The 21806-nt window shown below is 33.1% G+C and carries 22 protein-coding genes; 17 read left to right on the forward strand and 5 right to left on the reverse strand.

Features of this window, described 5'->3' with window-relative positions; genetic code table 11:
• Positions 1-229 precede the first annotated feature (229 nt).
• The 5 genes from JM83_RS19310 to JM83_RS15895 all read right to left on the reverse strand — a co-directional run bounded on the left by JM83_RS19310 (position 230) and on the right by JM83_RS15895 (position 5650).
• Positions 230-370 carry a DUF5989 family protein gene (locus JM83_RS19310; RefSeq protein WP_222430238.1) on the reverse strand — a complete coding sequence of 47 codons (141 nt, stop codon included), beginning with the start codon at positions 368-370 and terminating at the stop codon, positions 230-232.
• 2 nt (positions 371-372) lie between these two features.
• Positions 373-1797 carry an MBOAT family O-acyltransferase gene (locus tag JM83_RS15880; protein ID WP_144963093.1) on the reverse strand — a complete coding sequence of 475 codons (1425 nt, stop codon included), beginning with the start codon at positions 1795-1797 and terminating at the stop codon, positions 373-375.
• On the reverse strand, positions 1797-2648 hold the full coding sequence (locus tag JM83_RS15885) for an SGNH/GDSL hydrolase family protein (protein WP_186435020.1): 852 nt from the start codon (positions 2646-2648) through the stop codon (positions 1797-1799). The genes JM83_RS15880 and JM83_RS15885 overlap by 1 nt, the downstream gene beginning before the upstream one ends.
• A 79-nt stretch (positions 2649-2727) precedes the next feature.
• Positions 2728-3702, reverse strand: coding sequence for an SGNH/GDSL hydrolase family protein (locus tag JM83_RS15890; protein ID WP_144963095.1), 975 nt, complete (start codon positions 3700-3702; stop codon positions 2728-2730).
• 94 nt (positions 3703-3796) lie between these two features.
• Complete coding sequence (locus tag JM83_RS15895; protein ID WP_144963096.1) at positions 3797-5650, reverse strand: carbamoyltransferase; 1854 nt, start codon at positions 5648-5650, stop codon at positions 3797-3799.
• A gap of 106 nt (positions 5651-5756) precedes the next feature.
• On the opposite strand from JM83_RS15895, the gene JM83_RS15900 reads away from it, so the two are divergent.
• From JM83_RS15900 to JM83_RS15975, 17 genes are all read left to right on the forward strand, one after another.
• Positions 5757-6617 carry a sialate O-acetylesterase gene (locus tag JM83_RS15900; RefSeq protein WP_144963097.1) on the forward strand — a complete coding sequence of 287 codons (861 nt, stop codon included), beginning with the start codon at positions 5757-5759 and terminating at the stop codon, positions 6615-6617.
• A 227-nt stretch (positions 6618-6844) separates the two neighbouring features.
• Positions 6845-7018 (forward strand): hypothetical protein, encoded by a 174-nt coding sequence (locus JM83_RS19800; RefSeq protein WP_409994708.1) that lies wholly within the window; start codon positions 6845-6847, stop codon positions 7016-7018.
• Positions 6988-7164 carry a hypothetical protein gene (locus JM83_RS19805; protein WP_222430239.1) on the forward strand — a complete coding sequence of 59 codons (177 nt, stop codon included), beginning with the start codon at positions 6988-6990 and terminating at the stop codon, positions 7162-7164. The genes JM83_RS19800 and JM83_RS19805 overlap by 31 nt, the downstream gene beginning before the upstream one ends.
• Positions 7165-7279: 115 nt before the next feature.
• Positions 7280-8275, forward strand: a complete 996-nt coding sequence (locus JM83_RS15910) for an SDR family oxidoreductase (protein WP_144963098.1) — start codon at positions 7280-7282, stop codon at positions 8273-8275.
• A 24-nt stretch (positions 8276-8299) separates the two neighbouring features.
• Entirely contained in the window at positions 8300-9583 is a 1284-nt protein-coding gene (locus tag JM83_RS15915) for a nucleotide sugar dehydrogenase (RefSeq protein WP_186435021.1), read from the forward strand.
• Positions 9584-9798: 215 nt separating this feature from the next.
• Entirely contained in the window at positions 9799-10146 is a 348-nt protein-coding gene (locus JM83_RS15920) for a four helix bundle protein (RefSeq protein ID WP_144963099.1), read from the forward strand.
• Between the two features lie 201 nt (positions 10147-10347).
• Positions 10348-11745, forward strand: a complete 1398-nt coding sequence (locus tag JM83_RS15925; RefSeq protein ID WP_144963100.1) for a nucleotide sugar dehydrogenase — start codon at positions 10348-10350, stop codon at positions 11743-11745.
• A 168-nt stretch (positions 11746-11913) separates the two neighbouring features.
• Positions 11914-12753, forward strand: coding sequence for a 3-keto-5-aminohexanoate cleavage protein (locus JM83_RS15930; RefSeq protein ID WP_222430240.1), 840 nt, complete (start codon positions 11914-11916; stop codon positions 12751-12753).
• Positions 12746-13414 (forward strand): acetyltransferase, encoded by a 669-nt coding sequence (locus JM83_RS15935; protein WP_144963102.1) that lies wholly within the window; start codon positions 12746-12748, stop codon positions 13412-13414. The genes JM83_RS15930 and JM83_RS15935 overlap by 8 nt, the downstream gene beginning before the upstream one ends.
• A 67-nt stretch (positions 13415-13481) precedes the next feature.
• A complete protein-coding gene (locus tag JM83_RS15940; RefSeq protein WP_144963103.1) occupies positions 13482-14408 on the forward strand; it encodes a glycosyltransferase in 927 nt (308 codons plus the stop codon).
• A gap of 92 nt (positions 14409-14500) precedes the next feature.
• On the forward strand, positions 14501-15649 hold the full coding sequence (gene rffA / locus JM83_RS15945; protein WP_144963104.1) for a dTDP-4-amino-4,6-dideoxygalactose transaminase: 1149 nt from the start codon (positions 14501-14503) through the stop codon (positions 15647-15649).
• Positions 15627-16841: a hypothetical protein gene (locus JM83_RS15950; protein WP_144963105.1), complete on the forward strand. Its 1215-nt coding sequence runs from the start codon at positions 15627-15629 to the stop codon at positions 16839-16841. Before rffA ends, JM83_RS15950 begins: the two co-directional genes overlap by 23 nt.
• Positions 16842-16939: 98 nt before the next feature.
• Positions 16940-18736, forward strand: a complete 1797-nt coding sequence (locus JM83_RS15955; protein WP_144963106.1) for an ABC transporter ATP-binding protein — start codon at positions 16940-16942, stop codon at positions 18734-18736.
• A 190-nt stretch (positions 18737-18926) separates the two neighbouring features.
• On the forward strand, positions 18927-19673 hold the full coding sequence (locus JM83_RS15960) for an FkbM family methyltransferase (protein WP_186435022.1): 747 nt from the start codon (positions 18927-18929) through the stop codon (positions 19671-19673).
• Positions 19674-19753: 80 nt separating this feature from the next.
• A complete protein-coding gene (locus tag JM83_RS15965; RefSeq protein ID WP_144963108.1) occupies positions 19754-19960 on the forward strand; it encodes a hypothetical protein in 207 nt (68 codons plus the stop codon).
• A 48-nt stretch (positions 19961-20008) separates the two neighbouring features.
• Positions 20009-20908 (forward strand): polysaccharide deacetylase family protein, encoded by a 900-nt coding sequence (locus JM83_RS15970; RefSeq protein ID WP_144963109.1) that lies wholly within the window; start codon positions 20009-20011, stop codon positions 20906-20908.
• Positions 20909-20918: 10 nt separating this feature from the next.
• Entirely contained in the window at positions 20919-21797 is an 879-nt protein-coding gene (locus JM83_RS15975) for a GNAT family N-acetyltransferase (protein ID WP_144963110.1), read from the forward strand.
• Positions 21798-21806: the final 9 nt, after the last annotated feature.

Genomic DNA, 21806 nt, shown 5'->3' on the forward strand with positions numbered 1-21806 from the left:
ATAAAATACAAGAGTTAATAATATATTTGGTACAATATAGCTTAGAATTAATGCAATCTGGTGCCATATCTTTTCAATAAAATCAGAAAATTTTTCCGAAAATAGACTACCGGCGATTAAGATTAACAAGCCATAAGTAATTATCTCTGAATTTAAAAAATAATTAATTATTAGAAAGCCAAATGCAATAGAAAGTATTGTGGTATGGGATTGTAATTTCATCTAGAAGTTAGAATAATGTATAGATGAATGGGGAAAGCGCACTACTTCCTGCTACAAGTACCAAAAATCCAATTAATACAAGTATGACAATCACCGGAATCATCCAGAATTTTTTTCTCTCCATTAAAAAGTTAACAAGTTCTTTCATAATTAAAAATCGAAATAAATAAACTGTTGTGGATTGCTGCCAAAGTTAAGGATTATTAGGGTTATAATTAACATGAATACAATTATTCTTAACGGTTTTTGTTTGAATTTTAGAGGGTTTCTTTCATCATATCTCATATTCCATTCAAGTATAATTAACAAAACCATGTAGAAAAAAAGTTTAATATTGGGACTAATAGTGAAATATGTTGGATTGGACATATGCCATACATAGGTGAATGCTTCAGTTAAGGTTTCGCTTCTAAAGAAAACCCATCCAATTGTTACTAAAACAAAAGTCCTAAGTATAAAAAATACTTCTTTAAAAGTTGGAATTTTTTTATTCAATGCTACGATATCTATAAATTTTCTATTCGATTTCCCTATAAAAGAGGGAAGAAACAAAACAGCATGGAATGCACCCCATACTATAAATGTCCAGTTAGCGCCATGCCACAAGCCGCTAACAATAAAAATTATAAAAATATTCCGAATAGATATCAATTTTGTGTTTTTTGACCCGCCAAGAGGGATAAATAAATAATCCCTGAACCAGGTGGAAAGAGAAATATGCCATCTTCTCCAAAATTCTCCAACATTGCGGGAGAAATAAGGAAATTTAAAATTTGACATCAATTCAAAGCCAAAAAGTTTAGCAGTACCAATTGCTATATCTGAGTAACCACTAAAATCACAATATATTTGGAACGCAAAATAGATGGCTCCTAACCAGAGTGTGCCTCCACCTTGATTCTCAAAATCCCCGAATATTTCCCCTACGACGAAACCCATAGAATCGGCAATAACCACTTTTTTAAATAGCCCCCAGAGAATTAATCGTAAACCTTGTAGTATCTGATCTTTATTGTAAATTCTTTTATTAAGTATTTGCGGAAGAAAATTGGTAGCTCTTTCAATAGGCCCGGCCACCAACTGCGGGAAAAATGATACAAAAGATGCGAATGAGATAAAATTTCTAGTAGGTTTTAGATTATTTCTGTAGATATCAATAGTGTAGGACATTGTCTGAAAAGTGTAAAAGGAGATCCCCACCGGTAAAATAATCTTTAAAGTCCAGATGTTCTCAGTACTATAACCAATACTATTTAATAGGTCCACCCACGAATCTATAAAGAAATTATAGTATTTAAAGAACATAAGTAAACCCAAATTACATACTATACTAGTGAATAAGAGGATTTTTTTTTGAAATTCACTTTTGGTTTCTACAATTCGAAGACCTATTAGGTAGTCTATAATAGTTGAAAAAACAATCAATGCTAAAAACCTGTAGTCCCACCATCCATAGAAAATATATGAACTTATTAAAATGATAATGTTTTGTATTATTCGCTTTTCCTGAAAAAGCCAATAGATAATAAAGACAATTGGTAAGAAAATCAGGAATTCAAATGAATTAAAAAGCATTACTTCAATTCTGAAATTAAAATATCTGAAAGTTTCTTACCTATAAGAGTATGCCCAAATTCATTGGGATGAGAATCTCCGGGGATTATCTGTAATTTCTCAAAACTGACACCTTTTAAGGTTTCATATAAATCAATAAATTCAAAATCATAATCCTGAGAGATGGTTTTTATCTTATTGTGAATGGGTAAAAAGGGGTAATCCTGCAGAAAATGAATATCTGGTATTAAAACCAGATAAACTTTGATATCTTCTGCTTTAGCGTATTTAGCTAGTTTGGCCAGAGAGCCCTCCATTAATTTAAAACCCTTATTTTCAGGTTCATATAGGGTGTTGTAATGCTCATTTAAACTCTCTTTATTATTGGCTATCATCTTTTTAATGGCTATTGTTACAGATGCTGCCAGTTCACTATTTTTTAGCAGGAAGTTTCCAGAGCCCATTGGCAATATTTCTGCATCATTTAGAAAATAATTAATAACGATAATTTCAGGATCAATCGCTGTTTGATTTCTTAGAAAATTTTCTGTATATCGGAATGTGTTATAATTACCTACCGAAGCATTTAGCACCTGGTAATCAAGGTTTTCATCATTTAATCTGTCATTAACAATTTCTGCATAGCTATTTTCATTTTCTATGCCCCAACCCAAACTGATAGAAGATCCTAGGAATAAAATTTTTTTCTTGTCAGGATTGGGCTCTGGGGATCTCATTCCTAATGAATTAAGTTTTATTTCCACATTTTGAAGTGTAGCTTCTTTGCTTTTCTTGTGAACATGGCCAAGAACGGAATCTTGGGTTTTAAGTTCATTGGCATATTTCCACATTTCGATGTTATAATTACTCATATCTGAGTTAATTAATCTCAAAGCCAATTCAAGTATGAATAGTCCAATAATCAATATTATAAGAGAAATGAAGATGTCCTTAATTTTTTTCATTTTGAAATTTATCGATTAAATAGAATGAAATTTTTTCTGATACTTTTTCACTTCCTAAATTCGTAAGATGCAAACCATCATTTATATTAACAAAATTATTGTTCCGATCAATGAGTTCATGAAGTTTTATGAGAGGAATATTATAACACCCAGCTTTCTGTTCAATTAAATTATTTAATGAAGGAATTAATTCATTTAGATAGAACTGAATTTCCTTATTGTTAAAAATCCCCTGTTTTTGCAAATTAGCTTTCATAAGCATAGGTACATGATAATCTGTTGTTAGAATAGGGCTTATCCCATAAATAAGACATGTGTTAATAAACACCTCAAGCTGTTTTTCATATTGATCTAAAATTCTTGATTTGTCCATCGGAGAGAATTTAGATTGTTTAAACATCTCTAAATCTTCTGAGAAATTGGCATATTTTCGAAGTTGTAACCAAAGATTGGGGAAAAACATGTTTTTAATCCCCTTATAGGTATCTGTTTTTGGATTATTTCTATTTAGGTACTTCTTAGATCCTGTCCAATATGACTTATTTTTCGATAAATAGATCATATCGATCAATGACGAGGAAAGTATAACATACTTAGGGTTAAGAGGAACCACTTTAGTTGTTAAGAGAAGATTGGTCATAGACAATATATTTCCTCCTACACCTGCATTTCTTGAAACAAGTTTAGTGTTTAAGCTATCATTTAGTTTTTTGATAGATAAATAAGGGAATCGTTTGTTTTCCTGAACATTTTCTAATTCAACCGTGCTGGCCCCCATGAAAACTACATCAATTTTATCCTTCGAATTATCTCCGGGGCCGATTAAAAAACCATGTATATCGGTTTGTTTGATCACTGGTTTTTTTTCATTGCTATCCTCATAAGGACTTACTTTTACCAAGGATAATGGATTATTTTCCTTAAAATTGATGCTTCTTGAAATCCCAGGATCATCTTCCAATATCAAACCAAGAATAGGGTCTGTCACCATCAAAAAAAGAATTATGACCACGAAATTGATGGCTATCAATTTTATTAATTTGATGATCTTCGTCTTAGTCATTTTTAAATATCTCCCTTTTAATTTCAGCGATTTGTGTGTTTTTATCGTATACATGATTATTGATCACCAAATAATCCATTTCTGTAGACATAAAGCATCGGTAGGCATCTTCTGGAGAATTTACAATAGGTTCTCCCCTTACATTAAAACTTGTATTGACTAAAACACCTACACCCGTCACCTTTTTAAATTCATTAATCAGGGTCCAAAATTTTTTGTTTGTATTTTTTGAAACAGTTTGAATCCTTGCACTAAAATCTACATGAGTTATAGATTGGAGCGAACTTCTTTTGGTATATAGTTTATCCCAATAATTTAGGTTATAATAATTTTCTGGGACATCACATTTTATTCTCTCTGAAATTTCTTTTACCATTAACATATAGGGACTTTTTAAATTATCCTTGAAAAATTCCTCATAATCTTCTTCTAGAACGGACGGGGCAAAAGGTCTAAACCCTTCTCTGTATTTAATTTTGAGATTTAATTTTTTTTGCATTTCATGGTTTCTGGGGTCGGCTAATATAGATCTATTGCCGAGTGCACGGGGACCAAATTCCGATCTTCCCTGGAACCACCCAACCACAAATCCTTTCGATAAAAGTCTTGCAGCTTCCTCCGAGGTACTTTCAAAGCTTTCATGATAAACGGATGTTGCCTTATATTTTTTATTCATGCTAAGAATTTCCTTATTTGAATAATAAGGCCCTAAATAAGATCCCTTCATGTTATCATAAGAATCTGTATAAATTCTTTCATTTTGGAAGTACATATAATTTGCGGCAAGGGCAGCTCCTAATGCGCCACCGGCATCGCCTGATGCTGGTTGTATATAAATGTTACCAAATAAATTTAATCCATGAATTTTTCCATTTGCAACACAATTCAAGGCAACACCACCCGACAAGCACAAATTATTGGAATTTGTAAGGCGCTTAGCCTCTTTTGCCATTTTAATTACAACTTCCTCAGTAATATCTTGAATAGCGAAAGCCAGATTGCAATGTGATTGTAAAAGTTCATCTGTATCATCTCTTACTTTTAATCCGAATAAAGTTTCAAATTTTTTGTGGTCAATCATTCTGCTGCCACCCGCATATCTAAAATATTTTTGATTTATAAATAGTGAACCATCTTCTTTAATATCAATGATCTCATCTTTAATTTTTGAAATATAAATTTTCGTGTCTTTAGACTCTGGATTGCCATAAGGAGCAAGACCCATTAGCTTATATTCGCCTGAATTTACCCGAAACCCTAAATAATAAGTGAATGCGCTGTAGAGCAAACCTAAAGAATGGGGAAAGTATAGCTCTTTAAGAATTTCAATTTTATTGCTTTTTCCAATTCCAATGGATGCCGTGCTCCATTCTCCAACACCATCTATAGTAAGTATCGCAGATTCTTGGTAGTTTGAAACAAAGAAACTACTAGCAGCATGAGAAAGATGATGTTCAGAAAATAGAATTTTAACTTTCTTACTATCGAAATCCTTATCAATATTTTTTAGTTGCTCCTTCAATAGTTTCCTAAAGAACATTTTTTCTTTAATCCAAATAGGAATCGATCTTAAAAAGGAAAAAAGCCCTTGTGGCGCAATTGCGTAATAGGTACTAAGTAATCTTTCGAATTTTAGTAAAGGTTTATCATAAAAAATAATTGCATCCAATTCGTTCAACAAAAGTCCGGTCTCTTCCAGACAAAATTTGATTGAATTTATGGGGAAATCTGGAGTATGCTTAATCCTGGTAAACCTCTCCTCTTGGACAGATGCGATAATTTCATTATTCACCATTATACTTGCCGCAGAGTCATGGTAGAAACATGATATCCCTAAGATTTTCATCTTTTATTTTTAACAAAAATATAGGTTTCCTTTTTATAACCTAATATATTTGACTTTTAAATAGAAGAATGTTTTAAATATTTATTAAAAAAAAGGAAAACATTTTATGATTGCTAAACGTAACATATTACTTGCTTTAAGTGTTTTAGTTATAGTTTACTTAATAGGAATTTCCACAGGCCACTATAAGCATTTTCCATTTAGTTTGTTGTTTGGTTTTAAGGAACATTTCGCCCCCATGCCAGAAAATAAGAGAAATTTTGATACGAGCAATTTGAAGGAAAGGAATTTATCCATAGATACTACAACTGGAATATACTTGACCTATGGGCAATCAAATGCCGCAAATCATGGGCAAATTGGATATGAAGTCGAAAATGAGGTTTTTCAATATCTTGACGGGAAGGCATATCCCTATAAAGACCCCTCATTGGGTGCAACTGGGGATGATGGTTCTGTGTGGGGAATGGTTGGTGATAAATTGATAAAAAACAATGTGCACAAGAAGGTTGTTTTTTCTAATAATGGGTATGGAGGAAGAAAAATAGAAGACCTAAACAAGGAACCTTATTTAAATTACTTGATTAAAAATTACAATCAATTATATAGGGATTATGGCAGGGTGGATGCTATTCTTTTTCATCAAGGTGAAATTAATCATTCCAATAAATATGGTAATTCTAATTATTATAAGGATTTTGAAATTTTAGTTAATTCTTTAAAAGCTCAAGGGATTATAGTTCCAATCTACCTATCAAGGACTTCAATCTGTAATACTGATTCAGATGCTGAATTGATAAAAATTCAAAATAAGATTATCCATGATATGGATATAGTTTTTCCAGGTCCGAATACAGATTTGCTTTTAGAGAAAAAATTTAGATTGCCCGATAATTGTCATTTTTCACGGTTGGGATATGAGAAATTTTCCGATATGTGGGTTATTTCCTTGAGCAAAGGAATTTAATCCATTATTGAGGGTTTAATTTACCAAAGCTTGCCTCGACTTTTTGTAAAAGTATTTCTCCCCGATGTTCTTATTGATTTTTCTCATGGATAAATTCGTTCATCTATTTTTATATACTTTCCATATCGCTTTAAAATAAGAAACGCGCTTAGTAATGAACGTCACAAATCCCCAAAAAATATTTAAGCTGTACAGGTATTTATTTTTACCCAAGTTCGGTTATCGAAATAGCAAAACCCGTAACTCATAGTGAGCGTGGGGAGCTCGAAATCACTAGTGTAAATAAGGAATATTTAAAAGCTGGAGATCTAGAAGTGGAACTCATGGGCGGGGTTTTGCTTGGCTGGACACGGGAACCCATGAATCCTTTTTGGAAGCCTCAAATTTTGTACATACAATAGAAAAACGACAAGGATTAAAAATAGCTTGTTTGGAGGAGATTGCCTTTAGAAAAGAATTTATAGATAAAAATCATTTGGTTAAGTGGGCAAAAAATAATTATAAAAATGAATATGGAGCTTATTTAACAAAATTAGTTAGTGGGTAAAAATTTCAAAAATGGCAAAACAGTTTCTCTTTCACATTAATTTAGGATTATCAATACTAAGGCTTAGTACAGAAATACTATCTTTGCCGCTTGTTAATCAAAACATTCGCATTTAATGCAAGAACAATTTTCTAAATTAAAATCTTCAAAAATATTGGTTACCGGTGGGGCAGGTTTTATAGGTTCCAATCTTTGTGAAACACTTCTTAACCTTGGGGCACAAGTAGTATGTTTGGATAATTTTGCTACTGGGAAACTTGAGAACTTGGAAGCTTTTAAAGATAATCCTATGTTCACCTTAATAGAAGGGGATATCAGGAATCTGGACACTTGCCATAAAGCAGTTAAGGGGGTAGACTATATTTTGCACGAAGCTGCTTTGGGTTCTGTTCCAAGATCCCTAAAAAATCCAATTACAAGTAACGAAGTAAATGTATCGGGTTTTTTGAATATGCTGGTAGCTGCTCGTGACGCAAAAGTAAAACGCTTTATATATGCTGCAAGTTCTTCTACTTATGGAGATTCAGAAAATTTGCCAAAAGTGGAACATATTATCGGGAAGCCACTATCTCCATATGCAATTACCAAATATGTGAATGAACTTTACGCCGATATTTTCAAAAATGCATACGATCTAGATACTGTGGGGCTTCGCTATTTTAATGTATTCGGGAGAAAACAAGACCCTGATGGAGGCTATGCCGCGGTTATTCCAAAATTTGTTATTCAATTAATGAATCATGAATCTCCTTTAATTAATGGAGATGGAACTTATTCCCGTGATTTCACTTATATAGATAATGTAATCCAGATGAATCTTTTGGCGCTCACATCAGACAATAAGGAAGCTTTAAATGAAGTATATAATACAGCGGTAGGAGATAGAACAAACTTACTGGAATTAACAAATTTGCTGAAAGAATATTTAGCGAAATATGACCCTGAAATTGCAAGTATAGAAATTAAGCATGGCCCAAATCGTGCTGGAGATATACCGCATTCTTTGGCTTCTATAGATAAAGCAAAAACAAATTTTGGGTATGATCCAAAATATAATATAAAGGCAGGTTTGGAAGAGGCCGTGGATTGGTATTGGCAGAACCTTAAATAATATTGATAATATAATTATTATATAATGAATAACGATATAAAAATTGCAGTAATTGGCCTAGGATATGTGGGTTTGCCACTTGCCAGATTATTTGCTACCAAATTTCCAGTTATAGGATTTGATATCAATCAAACTAGGGTAAAAGAATTAATGAATGGTAAGGATGCTACTCTAGAGGTGGAAGATGATATCTTAAAAGCATCTTTGCTTTCGAAACCATCTAATGAAGATGGTCTTTATTGTTCTACAAATTTAGAAGATATCAAAGATTGTAATTACTACATTATAACCGTTCCAACACCGGTAGATAAAAACAATAGACCAGATCTTACGCCATTATATAAAAGCAGTGAAACTGTAGGGAAAGTTCTAAAAAAAGGAGATATAGTAATATATGAATCTACGGTATATCCAGGGGTTACAGAAGATGAATGTGTTCCTGTTCTCGAAAAAATAAGTGGGCTAAAATTCAACCAGGATTTCTTTGCGGGATATTCTCCAGAGCGAATTAATCCAGGAGATAAAGAGCACACAGTAGATAAAATTCTTAAAGTGACAGCTGGTTCCACGCCCGAGGTCGGAAAAAAAATAAATGAGCTTTATAAAACTGTAATTACTGCTGGGACTCATTTAGCGCCCACCATTAAAGTTGCAGAAGCAGCAAAAGTTATAGAAAATTCACAACGGGATATTAATATTGCCTTTGTAAATGAACTGGCAAAGATCTTTAACATGCTCGATATAGACACCAATGATGTTTTAGAAGCAGCTGGCACAAAATGGAATTTTTTACCATTTAAGCCAGGGCTGGTTGGAGGACATTGTATAGGAGTGGATCCTTATTATTTAGCCCAAAAAGCTCAAGAAGTGGGGTATCATCCAGAAATCATTCTTGCCGGAAGAAGAATGAACGATAGTATGGGACAATACGTTGCAAGTGAAGTTGTAAAACTGATGCTACAACATGACATAAAAGTCAAAGGAGCAGAAGTGTTGGTTTTGGGAATCACTTTTAAGGAAAACTGCCCAGATGTGCGAAACACAAAGGTTGTGGATGTTATTAAGAATTTAAAGGAATATGGTGTATACATCACCATTTATGATCCATTGGCGAATCCAGAAGAGGTTAAACATGAATATGAGTTGACAACATCTAAAGCATTGCCAGAGAAAAAGTTTGATGCGATTGTTTTGACGGTGGCTCATAAGGAATTTTTAAATTTGGAGTTCAAAAAGCTTAAATCTGGAAATGCAGTGGTCTATGATGTTAAGGGAGTTCTAGGGGATAAATGTGATAAGAAATTGTAACGAAGTGATGAAGAAACGAAGTAATGTTGGGATGAAGTGATTTTGTAACGAAGTGAAAACAAACTACGTTGTTCAGTAAAATGGTAACCTCGTAATATGTAAAAATAAAACTACATTACTCCGTCACTTCGTCATAAGGTCACTGCATAAGAAATGAAGTTAAAATAAAACTATTTTGCAGTGTCACAGGATCACAACGTAACAATTTAAAGAATATGAAATCCCACAAGGACTTGACTGTTTATAAAACAAGTATTGATCTTGTTGTTGCAGTTTACAATTTAACGAAAAATTTTCTTGTTGATGAAAGATTTGGTTTAATAAGTCAGCTTAGAAGAGCGGCGGTTTCTGTTCCCTCAAATATTGCAAAAGGTGCTGCCCGGAACAGTAAAAAGGAATTTATTCGCTTTCTATATATTTCGTTGGGTTCACTGGCAGAATTGGAAACGCAAATGGAAATCGCCGGTCGATTGAAATTTATTTCAGAAAATAATGAATTAAAAGAACAATCCATTTACATTCGCAGAATGTTGTTGAAATTAATACAAAGTTTGAAGGAGTGAAGAAGTGATGATGTAAAGTAATATTTTATAAAAGTGACGATATATTGAAGTTAAATGAAACTACGTAACTGCGTCACTTGGTCACAACATCACATTTTTACTCCGTCACAAGGTTATTGCGTTAAATTTTTACTCCGTAACATGATCACAACGTTACATGGTTACTCCGTTACTTAAACTATAAGAAAAGAAAATATTAAGATGACTACAATTAAAAACATTTGCTGCATAGGAGCAGGATACGTAGGAGGCCCGACCATGGCAATTATAGCTCAAAAATGTCCTGATATCAAAGTAACGGTAGTAGATATAAATGAAAAAAGGATCGCTGCCTGGAATGACGAGGATGTAAATAAGATTCCAATTTATGAGCCAGGTTTATCAGAAATAGTGAAAGAAGCGAAGGGCAGAAACTTGTTTTTTTCGACAGATGTCGACAGTGCAATTGATAATGCTGAGATGATCTTCATTTCGGTAAATACGCCCACTAAAACTTACGGAATGGGCAAGGGGATGGCTGCCGATCTTAAATATATAGAGCTATGTGCAAGACAAATTGCCCGAGTTGCTAAAAATGATAAGATTGTAGTTGAAAAATCAACTTTACCGGTAAGAACTGCTCAAGCATTAAAGGATATTTTAGAAAATACAGGGAATGGTGTTGATTTTCAAATTTTATCCAATCCAGAATTTTTAGCAGAAGGAACTGCTGTAGAGGATTTAAATAATCCAGATCGAGTACTAATAGGTGGGGATATTGATACTGCTGAAGGTAAAAAAGCGGTACAATCCCTTGTGGATATTTATTCTAATTGGGTTCCGGCTGAACATATTCTCACAACAAATATTTGGTCTTCTGAACTTTCAAAACTAACAGCGAACGCATTTCTTGCTCAGCGAGTGTCGTCTATAAATGCGATGAGTGAATTGTGTGAGAAAACAGGTGCCAACGTAAACGAGGTAGCAAAGGCTGTAGGAATGGATTCCAGAATAGGGTCTAAATTTTTGCAATCTTCTGTTGGATTTGGAGGTTCGTGTTTTCAGAAGGATATCTTGAACTTGGTATATATAGCTAAATCATTTGGATTGAATGAAGTTGCAGATTTTTGGGAACAAGTGATTATTTTAAATGATCATCAAAAGCGCAGATTTGCCGCTAATATTGTAAAAACTTTATTCAATACAGTTTCAGGTAAAAAAATAACTATTTTAGGCTGGGCATTTAAGAAAGACACGAATGATACAAGGGAATCTGCAGCAATTTATGTTTCAGATTATCTCTTAAATGAGCAAGCTGAAATTGTGGTGTACGATCCTAAAGTGACTGCGGAACAAATTTATGCAGATTTAGATTATTTAGGAACAAGACCAGATTCTGAAAACAGGTCTCTGGTAAAAGTGGTTAATACTGCTGAAGAAGCATGCAAAGACTCGCATGCAGTTGCTGTTTTAACCGAATGGGATGAATTTAAGGAACTGGATTGGAAAAAGATCTATGATGATATGCTAAAACCAGCATTCCTTTTTGATGGGAGAAGGTTACTAGATCGAAAAACAAAAGAAGAACTTGGTTTTGAATTCTATGCAATAGGTAGTTGATTATTGTAAAATTAAGGTTTAACACTTAAGTATCAAATTTGATTTATTCTATTGCCTATTTTAGAATTTCATCATTTTTGGAATCCCTTTTTTTTAGGATCAGTTATTTTTTTAAATTTCTGTAAATTATTTGAGATAAGAACTAATAATTAGTATAATTCATATATTGTGAATAAAAATAAAATTATAGTCAATTTCTGTCCTACGGGAATGATCCCAACAAAAGCCATGACTTCCCATGTTCCCATTTCTCCCAATGAAATAATAGAACAAACTCATGAAGCTTATGAGATAGGGATTACCATGGCACATCTACATGCACGGGAAGAGAACCAAGTTCCAACATGGAAACCAGAAGTGTATAGGGAAATTTTTGAGGGAGTTCGTAAACACTGCCCAGATTTAATAATATGTGGTAGTACCTCTGGTCGAAATTTTCCTGAATTCGAAAAGCGATCTGCAGTAATAGAACTGAAACCAGATATGTGCTCCTTAACACTTTCATCTCTAAATTTTTTACGTCAAGCTTCTATAAATGATCCGGAAATAATTATTAGGCTGGTTGAAAAAATGTCAGGCTATGGCGTTGTTCCCGAGTTGGAATGTTTTGATCTGGGAATGATTAATTACGGCAAATATTTAATAAATAAAGAATATATTAAAGGTCCATTTTACTGGAACTTATTATTTGGGAATATAGCAGGTTTTCAAGCTTCGTATTTACAAATTGGAACAGCAGTGAATGAAATTCCCAAAGACCATTTTGTGTCCTTAGCTGGTTTGGGCGCAGAACAATTGCCAGTTAATGCAACTGCTATTTCAATGGGTTATGGCGCAAGAGTGGGTCTAGAAGATAATATTTGGTGGGATTCAAGTAGAACGAGACTTGTTTCGAATGTTGAGTTGATTAAGAGAACGCATGAGTTGATTGAGATTAACCAAAAAGAATTTTTTAAACCTAAGGATTTTGGAGCATTAGGTTTTTATAATCGTCATAGGAATGGATAAAAAAATTCAAATTTTGGGAATGTCGCAGTATTTAGTTAGTGTGATTTTTGATATTTTAAATGATAATGGGCAGGCAAATTTTTTGGATATTTTCCTTAATTTGAAAATGAAAGCCATACCGCAAATGCCAAATTTCGAATTTCCATATGCCCTTCATGAATTAGGAAATGGTCCAGATAAAAAAAATCCGGTGATCTTTGGTGCATCAGGACCCAAAAACAAATTTCCTATCTTCAATTATTTCAAGGACACTTATAAACTTTCAATAAAGCAGTTTATAAATGTGGTTCACCAAACGTCCTATATATCAAAATCGGTAACTTTGGATGCTGGGTGTTTCGTGGAGCAAAATGTGACCATAAGTTCTCAAACAAAACTTGGTTTTGGGATAACCATAAAACGAGGTGCATTAATTGGGCATCATTGTATAATTGGGGATTTTGTGGACATTAACCCTGGGGCTATTATAGCAGGTAAAGTTATTCTTGGCAAAGGATCTGTAATTGGAGCAGGCGCTACTATATTGGATGGAATTAATATAGGAAAAAATTCTGTGATAGGAGCGGGGAGTTTGGTTACTAAAGATATCCCCTCTGGGGTAATTGCTTATGGGAATCCATGTAAAATTATTCGAAATAATTCAAAATGGAATATAGAATAACAATTAATATCCTTAAAATGTTAATTTAATTTCAGTTATACTCGAGAATATCACAAATATTAAATCAATGTCATTAATTTCAATAATTATTCCTGTTTATAAAAGTTCGGAGAGTCTTAAGATCATAGCTTCAGAACTTTCGAAGATGGAAACCGAATTAGGGTATAGCTTTGAAATTATATTTGTAAATGACAGTCCTTTTTTCTTGGAAACAAAAAAAATGTTGGATTACTTGGAGCAGGAGTATGTGAATATAAAAACAATTGCTTTCAGGAAAAACCAAGGTCAACACATTGCTACCCTAGCTGGAATTAATAGGTCCAATGGAGATTACGTAATCACAATGGATGATGACCTTCAGCACCCAATTAACGAAATTCCCAAATTAATAAACGCTATTACTTCTAATGTTGTTATAGAAGGGGTTTTTGCTGTTCCAAATTATTTGGAAAGGAAACACTCCTTATGGAGGTCTTTTGGGAGTTATGTTTTTAAAAAGATAGATGTCATTTTTCTAGATAAACCAAAAGGTCTGGTCCTTTCCTCATTTAGAATTATGAGTAGGGATTTGGGAAAGTCCATAACCAAGAATTATAATGCGATGCCTGCTGTTTCCAGCCTGATGGTTAATGCTACCAGTAATTTAAAAAACATCAAGGTTGATCATGAAAACAGGATGTTTGAAAGTACTAATTATAATTTATCGAAATTGATAACACTTTCCCTTAATGGGATTTTGTATTATTCCTCACTACCATTAAGAATATTGGGTTTTATTGGCATAATAGGGTTTTTAGGATCAATGATTTTTATTTTTTCCATCGTATTTAGAAAACTATTGATAGGTATAGATTATCCAGGATATGCTTCTACAGTATCCCTTATTAGTTTTTTTGGGGGACTAAATTTATTGGCCTTTGGAATAATAGGGGAATATTTAATTAGGATTATTAAGGAGCAACAAAAAACGGAACTAGAGGATTTGATTAAATAAGATAATAATGAAAATCATTATTGCCAATAATCCAATAATGAAAAGTAGGGTTTAATGCCTTATACAAGTAAAAAAAGCCGATTTGATATAAAATGAATATTCCTTTTAACAAACCATATATATCTGGTAATGAGCTAAGTTATATTAAAGTAGCCATGGCTTCCGGGAAACTTTCCGGTGCCGGGAAATTCACGAATAAATGTCAGCGTTTTTTTGAAGAAAAATACAAGTTTGGGAAGTGCTTATTGACAACTTCATGTACAGACGCTTTGGAGATGGCTGCGATTTTAATAAATATACAACCCGGGGATGAAGTGATAATGCCAGCTTATACTTTTGTAAGCACTGCGAATGCATTTGTTCTTAGGGGAGCCAAAATAATTTTTGTTGATAGTAGAGATGACCATCCTGGGATGGACGAATCTAAAATAGAATCATTAATTAGTCCGAGAACCAAGGCAATTGTCCCTGTACACTATGCAGGCGTGGCTTGCGATATGGATATAATTATGGGATTGGCCAATAGATATGATCTATTTGTTATTGAAGATGTAGCCCATGCCATTGATAGCTATTATATTGGTAATGATGGTGTTAAAAGCGCATTGGGCTCCTTTGGTCATTTAAGTACTTTTTCTTTTCATGAAACAAAAAATATAATTTCTGGTGAGGGAGGGATGTTGGTGATCAATGATTCCAGTTTAATGGAAAGGTCAGAGATTATTTGGGAAAAAGGCACTAACCGTTCAGCTTTTTTTAGAGGTGAAATAGCAAAATATAGTTGGGTGGATATTGGAAGTTCATTTCTTCCTTCAGAAATTACAGCGGCATTTTTATGGGCACAATTGGAACATTTAGAAGAAATTCAAAAGCGAAGGATTGAAATATGGAACTTATATCGGGAAAAACTTCAGCATTTAAGTGAAGCCTTTATGGTAAAACTTCCAGTTATTCCCAATTACGCAACAAATAATGGGCATATGTTTTATATGGTTTGTGAAAATATGGAACTACGTTCACTCCTTATAGAAAGACTTAAAGAGAATGACATTTTAGCCGTTTTTCATTACTTAAGCTTGCATAAAAGCCCGTTTTATTCCGAAAAATATCACGGAACAGAATTGAAAAATTCAGATAGATATAGCCAGTGTTTACTAAGATTGCCCTTCTATTTTGAACTTGGGAAAAATACAATAGATTTAATTACCAATACAATAGATGAAACGATTAAAGCTAATTAACTTTTTTTGGGGAATTGTTCTTTTTTTTCTGCTTCTTTTAAGTGTGGTTTTCGCTTATATTAGTACAGATGCCCCTTACTATCTTTCTATGGCCAGGGATATTGCTCTAGGCTATATACCATATAGGGATATTTTCAGTAGTTATACACCTATAGCTATGTATCTTAACTCTCTTGTAAGATTATTGACAGATAATCCTTCCTATCACCTTTTCCTGACTTTTCAATATTGTATAATAGCAATATCGGTTTTGTTTTTCTACAAAATAAGTAGGAGCGAAGGCCTTGGAAAAGCACTATCTGCTTTCTTAAGTCTTTTTCTGTTTATAGCCGTTTTAAGTTCAGACGGTTCTTATATAAACCTTGAGGTATATGTGATTATGTTTTGCTTTATGGCATACTATCTTTTAATTAAAAAGAAATTCTTTTGGTGTGGATTTTTTCTGGCTTTAGGTTTCTTTTCCAAACAATATGGCATTTTCAATTTTCTGCCATTTTTTGTGTTAATATTTGTGTATCACGGTTATCAAAAGGATTATTTCGTAAAATTCATATTAGGAATGTTTTTACCCTTGATTATTTTTTTAACCTATTTTGTTCTTGTGCAACAGGTTAGTTTCACGGCTTTATCACTACAGTTAACCGGTTCTGGATACGACCAGGAGATGATAGAGTTGGAGGCTACCTGGTTCAGGTTTTTGGCAGGTGCAAAGATTTTCATCTTATTAGTAATACCAATTATATTTGTTCGCATTAATCCATTTCGGAATAAAATTGATACAGTTTTGATTCTCGGGATTTTCGTTAATCTTTTACCATTATATATACAAACCGTAGCTCATTATTTTATACTTAGCTTTCCATTTGTTTTTATATTGTTAGCAAGGAATTTAGACCTATCCAATAAAAAATTCTTTATGATTTCAAATCTTGTATTAGCAATAATAGCAGGTTTGTTGTTTGCTAGGATAAATAGGTATAAAGGGGTATATAATGAACAATTGGAGATCGCTGAAGAAACCCGGAGAGATTATCCTGTAGGTTCTGATGTTTTCTTATACAAACACTTTAGATTTTTATATATTTTAAATGATTACCGCAATCCAGTGCTTGAAGAAATAGGGTACAGATATGGCTTTAAACCGGATGGGGAGTTTAGGGAAAAATATGAAGTTCTTTCACTAGAAGATTAATCTGTTTGAGAAATTTTCTATTCATATTATTTCCGATGGGAAGAGATAAAATATTAGTATGCAGAGGTTGTTAATTTTAGTTTAACTTGAATAGAAAAGTGGATTTTTTTAAAAAATTTATTAAAAGGTATTTTGCAGGCCTCTCCTATTTTTATTCTTTTTTAGGATACAGAATTTTTGTGATTGTTTTTCTCAGTGTAATTGTAGGGCTCTTGGATGGCCTAGGTTTAACAATGTTTTTACCCCTACTACAGTTAGTAAGTGAATCAGCGACGGTTAATCCTGATTCTTTGGGGAGATTACGTTTTTTAGTAGATTTTTTCGAAGTGATAGGTATACCCTTGAATTTAGTTTCTATTCTTTGCCTTATGTTGGTTTTTTTCTTCGGAAAAGGCGTGATGCTCTACGTTTCAGGTATATATAAGGTGAATGTGCAACAATGGTTTATTAAAAAATTAAGAGTAAGTCTTGTAAAAGGATTGAATAGGCTTTCATATAAATTTTTCGTAAATACTAATTTTGGAAGAGTTCAAAATACTTTAACAGGAGAGATAAATAAGGTCTCAGGTGCATATACTGAATATTTTACATCCTTCCAGTACGGTATCCTGGTTTTTATATATATGGTTTTTGCTTTCTTTATAGATGCCCAGTTTGCTGTTTTAGTGAGTTTGGGAGGGGTTTTAACCAATTTTCTTTATAAAAATTTATATAAGAACACTAAAAAAGCTTCTCGAAAATTAACTGGTGAAAATAATGTTTTTGAAAACTTGGTAATTCAGAATATTGGAAATTTCAAGTACCTTAAAGCCACAGGAGCATCAGATAAATATACCAAAAGGCTTATAGATTCAACGAGTAGGATTGAGCAGAGCAATAAAAAAATCGGTAAACTCGATGCTTTGCTCAATGCTGGAAGAGAACCTATTCTAATAACTGTTGTAGTAGCTGTAATTATTATTCAAATCACCTATTTCGATTCCGATCTCGGTCCTATTATAATCAGCTTAATATTTTTCTATAGGGCTTTAGGTTATTTAGTGCATTTGCAGATAAGATGGAATAAGTTCTTGGGAACGTCTGGGTCTTTAGAGAATATGACAAAATTTAGCAGAGAATTACAAGTTAATCAGGAAAAAAGAGGAACTGTAAACTTTGAAGAACCAATTCAAACTATAGAATTGTCAAATGTTTCTTTCAATTATGAAAAAACTTCAATATTAAAAGATATTTCCTTCAGAATAAATAAAAAGGAGACTATTGCTTTAGTGGGAGAAAGCGGCAGTGGGAAAACCACTTTAGTAAATATTATTGCCGGTTTATTGCCAGTTGATCAAGGTGAATTCCTTATAAATAAGATACCAACGAAAGATATAAATATTAATAATCTACAAAAAAGAATAGGATATATTACTCAGGATCCTGTGGTTTTTGATGATTCGCTTTTTAACAATATTTCTTTTTGGGCCGAACGAACGGAGAAAAACCTAGAACGGTTTTGGAAGGCAGTAAATAAGGCTGCGCTTTCAGATTTTGTTAATTCCCTTCCCGAAAAAGAAAATGAACCACTTGGTCATAGCGGCATCAAATTAAGTGGTGGTCAAAAACAACGTATTTCTATTGCAAGAGAATTGTATAAAGAAGTAGAGGTTCTTATTTTGGACGAAGCAACTTCAGCATTGGATTCTGAAACAGAAATGGTCATTCAGCATAATATGGACAACCTAAAAGGAGATTATATAATTATTATTATAGCCCATAGGATTGCCACCATTAAAAATGCTGATAAAATTGTAATAATGAAAAATGGAAGAATTTCGGAAATAGCCAGTTATGATAAATTGATTAGAGAATCGCCCTATTTCAAAAAAATGGTCCGGTTGCAGGAAATCTAAGACCTATGCTTATCCAAAAGAATACTTTTTATAGTATGGTGATTATTGGCAACAAATACTTTTATATATGGGGAGGAACAATTTTAGTTGTAATTTTGATTTTTCAAACAACGTTACATAAGATCAATTTAGGACTATGCAGTGGTCTCTAATAGGTTCGAAAGAAATACTAAACTGCCGTTACATCACTATGCTGAACTTAAGAAAACACAATTTATTGAGAAGGAGCAATCTTTTTGGAAGGTTATTAAGATTGCCTTTTTTAATAATTCCAAAGAGTATGGTAATCCCCATTCTTACTGGACCCCTGAGAGGAAAAAAATGGATTGCAGGTTCACATAACAATAGTGTTTGGCTAGGCACTTACGAGAGTAATCAGAGCTTAAAATTTGTTCAAAAATCTAAAGAATCCCAAATATTTTTGGATTTAGGCGCTCATGCAGGATATTATACGCTTTTATATAAATCTGTAAATAAAGCAGCTACTGTTTATAGCTTCGAACCAGTGGAAACGAATTATGGCTTTTTGCAGAAACATATTAAAATGAATAATCTTAATAATATTTTTCATTTTAAAAAAGCGGTAGCAGATAAAGAAGGCGTTTTAAGATTTGCAAGAGGGAATTCCGTAGGAGGTAAACTGAGTTTGGAAGGCGATATGAACGTATGTGCTATAAAACTTAGCAGATTTATTAAAGAAAAGATAATTCAGTTTCCAGATTTAATAAAAATGGATATCGAAGGAGCAGAATACCAGGTTCTCAAAGATCTGGAACCTTTTTTAAAGTCTCAGAAACCTGTAATTTTCCTCTCTACACACGGGGACGACATTCGGGAGGCCTGTTTGAATCTCATGAAAAGCTTGGATTATAAAATAATTCCTTTAGATGAAAAAAGTATGATAAAGGCACGTGAGTATTTAATGGAGCCAAAATAAAAGTTTGTTAAGAATGAAAACTCCTCTAAGTGCTACCCGCATTTTATCTAAACCTATGTGCATTCTAAAATTTAATTTAAGTGAGAAATTCCTATACCTATTTTCTTAATATATTTAGTAGGGTTTTCGCATATATTAGTACAAATGCTCCCTACTATTTTTTTATGGATAGGGATGTGTCCTGGGAATTAATCCCCTATCCGGATGTTAACAGCAGCTATAACCCGGTAATTAGGGATACGGATTTTATCCAGACAAAGAATTCAGGTAAAAATATCGTGTTCTAACTAATGAAAAGTATTTGAACCCTACAGAATAATAATACCAAAGCATATATGCGCAGCATATTTTATCTCTTTTTAAGTTTTTTGAGCCCTGTTACAAGGTATTTGTATCGCAATAGGTTACGGGTTCTGGCCTATCACGAAGTTCCCGATCCTGTTCCATTCGAAAAGCAACTTCGGCATTTAAAAGCCAAATATTCCATTATTCGCATTTCCCAGCTTCATGATTATTTATATTGTAAAGAGAAAGCTTTCAGCTTACCTAAGTATCCGTTATTATTAACCTTCGATGATGGAATTTATAACTTAAAGGAAAATGGGCTTCCGTTGCTAAAGAAATACGAAATTCCGGCCTGTGTTTTTGTGGTTACCGAAGCAATTAATTCCAATCAGGAATTTTGGTGGGATACGCTGGCGAGAAAAAAAGCACAGGAAGGAAAGGGCCAGGCCGAAATTAGGAGCTGTTTAAACAGCTTAAAAAAAGTTCCCAACAGGGAAAGAAGAAAAGTAAAAAAGGAAACAATACCTGTTTATGGAAAACAATTGACAAGTGAAGATTTACATTATTTTGAAGATTCTAATATTGAAATAGGGAATCATTCCCATACTCATCCTATGTTTGATAAATGTGAAACAGAAGAGATAATTTCAGAACTGGATAATTCCAAAAGATGTTTTAAGGATTGGCAGGTAGGGACATTTGAGTATTTTGCTTATCCAAACGGAAATCATAGTGGCAGGGCCGAAAAAATTCTTAAAGAATATTCAGTGAAACTGGCATTTTTATTTGAACATAAAATTAACGAGAAAGACTTAAACCCTCTTAGAATAGCGAGAATTGCTGCCAACTCCTATATGAGCCTTCCAGAATTAAAGGCAAAGGTTTCTGGCGCCCACTCCACCTATACTCATCTCGTTGCAAGATTAAAAGGAGTTAAGGAAAATTACTAATATTAAAATTATGATCGAGTATAGGGCTTTTGACTTAGAAAAGGATATTGAAGAAACGGTAAAACACATTCATGCTTATAAGAATAAACGCTACACTAAAGAATTACTGCTATGGAAACATACTCGTAATCCTTTTGGGGAATCTAAAGGAGGACTTGCTTTATACAATGGTAAAATTATTGCTACCGTAATTTATATGAAATATAATTTTCAGTCTAAAGATAAAGGAGTAATTCGTTGTCTTAGGGGAGTAGATGGTTGTACGGCACCAGAACATAGGGGAAAAGGAATTTTCAAACATTTATTGCGGTTTTCCCTGGATTTACACGAGGGAAATTATGAATTTTTATATGCAAACCCCAATCAAAATAGTCATCCCGAAATGATGAAAGTAGGGTGGCGCTCTTTACATAGGGATTTTCACTATAGGGTGGGGGTTGTGGTACCTTCTACCAAAAACCATGGTGAAATTAGGGATTTTAATCCAGAAGATGCTTCCAAAAAACTTTATTACAATTATTATACAAGCGCAAATTCTACGGAATTTTTAAAATGGAGGTACGAAAGAAAGGAGTATAAATTAAAGGAGTTTTCCTTTCAGGGTAGCAAGAATTATTTGGCCTACAGGATCAATAGGTACAAAGCAATTAAATATATTATATTTTGCGATTACGTTGGGGATATAAATAGTATAAACTACGCGGTTAAAGCGCTTTGCAAATATGAACAATGCTATATAATTTATTATTTTCCAAATGTTATCACTAACCAAATTAACTTTCTTTACACCAAAAAAGATCGAAATGTGGTACTTGTTTATCAGGAAAACAACTTTCATATTGATGATAAATTAATCATGACTTGCGGAGATGCCGAGGGAATACTATAAATACCACAG

Origin of the sequence: Gillisia sp. Hel_I_86 (assembly GCF_007827275.1) — a bacterium.
Classification (GTDB): Bacteria; Bacteroidota; Bacteroidia; order Flavobacteriales; family Flavobacteriaceae; genus Gillisia.

Coding starts and splice junctions, on each gene's coding strand:
- JM83_RS15950 (WP_144963105.1), top strand. CDS start 15,627: ATGAAACGATTAAAGCTAATTAACTTTTTTTGGGGAATTGTTCTTTTT.
- JM83_RS15970 (WP_144963109.1), top strand. CDS start 20,009: ATGCGCAGCATATTTTATCTCTTTTTAAGTTTTTTGAGCCCTGTTACA.
- JM83_RS15880 (WP_144963093.1), bottom strand. CDS start 1,797: ATGCTTTTTAATTCATTTGAATTCCTGATTTTCTTACCAATTGTCTTT.
- JM83_RS15895 (WP_144963096.1), bottom strand. CDS start 5,650: ATGAAAATCTTAGGGATATCATGTTTCTACCATGACTCTGCGGCAAGT.
- JM83_RS15910 (WP_144963098.1), top strand. CDS start 7,280: ATGCAAGAACAATTTTCTAAATTAAAATCTTCAAAAATATTGGTTACC.
- JM83_RS15900 (WP_144963097.1), top strand. CDS start 5,757: ATGATTGCTAAACGTAACATATTACTTGCTTTAAGTGTTTTAGTTATA.
- JM83_RS15925 (WP_144963100.1), top strand. CDS start 10,348: ATGACTACAATTAAAAACATTTGCTGCATAGGAGCAGGATACGTAGGA.
- JM83_RS15885 (WP_186435020.1), bottom strand. CDS start 2,648: ATGAGTAATTATAACATCGAAATGTGGAAATATGCCAATGAACTTAAA.
- JM83_RS19310 (WP_222430238.1), bottom strand. CDS start 370: ATGAAAGAACTTGTTAACTTTTTAATGGAGAGAAAAAAATTCTGGATG.
- JM83_RS15940 (WP_144963103.1), top strand. CDS start 13,482: ATGTCATTAATTTCAATAATTATTCCTGTTTATAAAAGTTCGGAGAGT.
- rffA (WP_144963104.1), top strand. CDS start 14,501: ATGAATATTCCTTTTAACAAACCATATATATCTGGTAATGAGCTAAGT.
- JM83_RS15935 (WP_144963102.1), top strand. CDS start 12,746: ATGGATAAAAAAATTCAAATTTTGGGAATGTCGCAGTATTTAGTTAGT.
- JM83_RS15915 (WP_186435021.1), top strand. CDS start 8,300: ATGAATAACGATATAAAAATTGCAGTAATTGGCCTAGGATATGTGGGT.
- JM83_RS15960 (WP_186435022.1), top strand. CDS start 18,927: ATGCTGAACTTAAGAAAACACAATTTATTGAGAAGGAGCAATCTTTTT.
- JM83_RS15920 (WP_144963099.1), top strand. CDS start 9,799: ATGAAATCCCACAAGGACTTGACTGTTTATAAAACAAGTATTGATCTT.
- JM83_RS15975 (WP_144963110.1), top strand. CDS start 20,919: ATGATCGAGTATAGGGCTTTTGACTTAGAAAAGGATATTGAAGAAACG.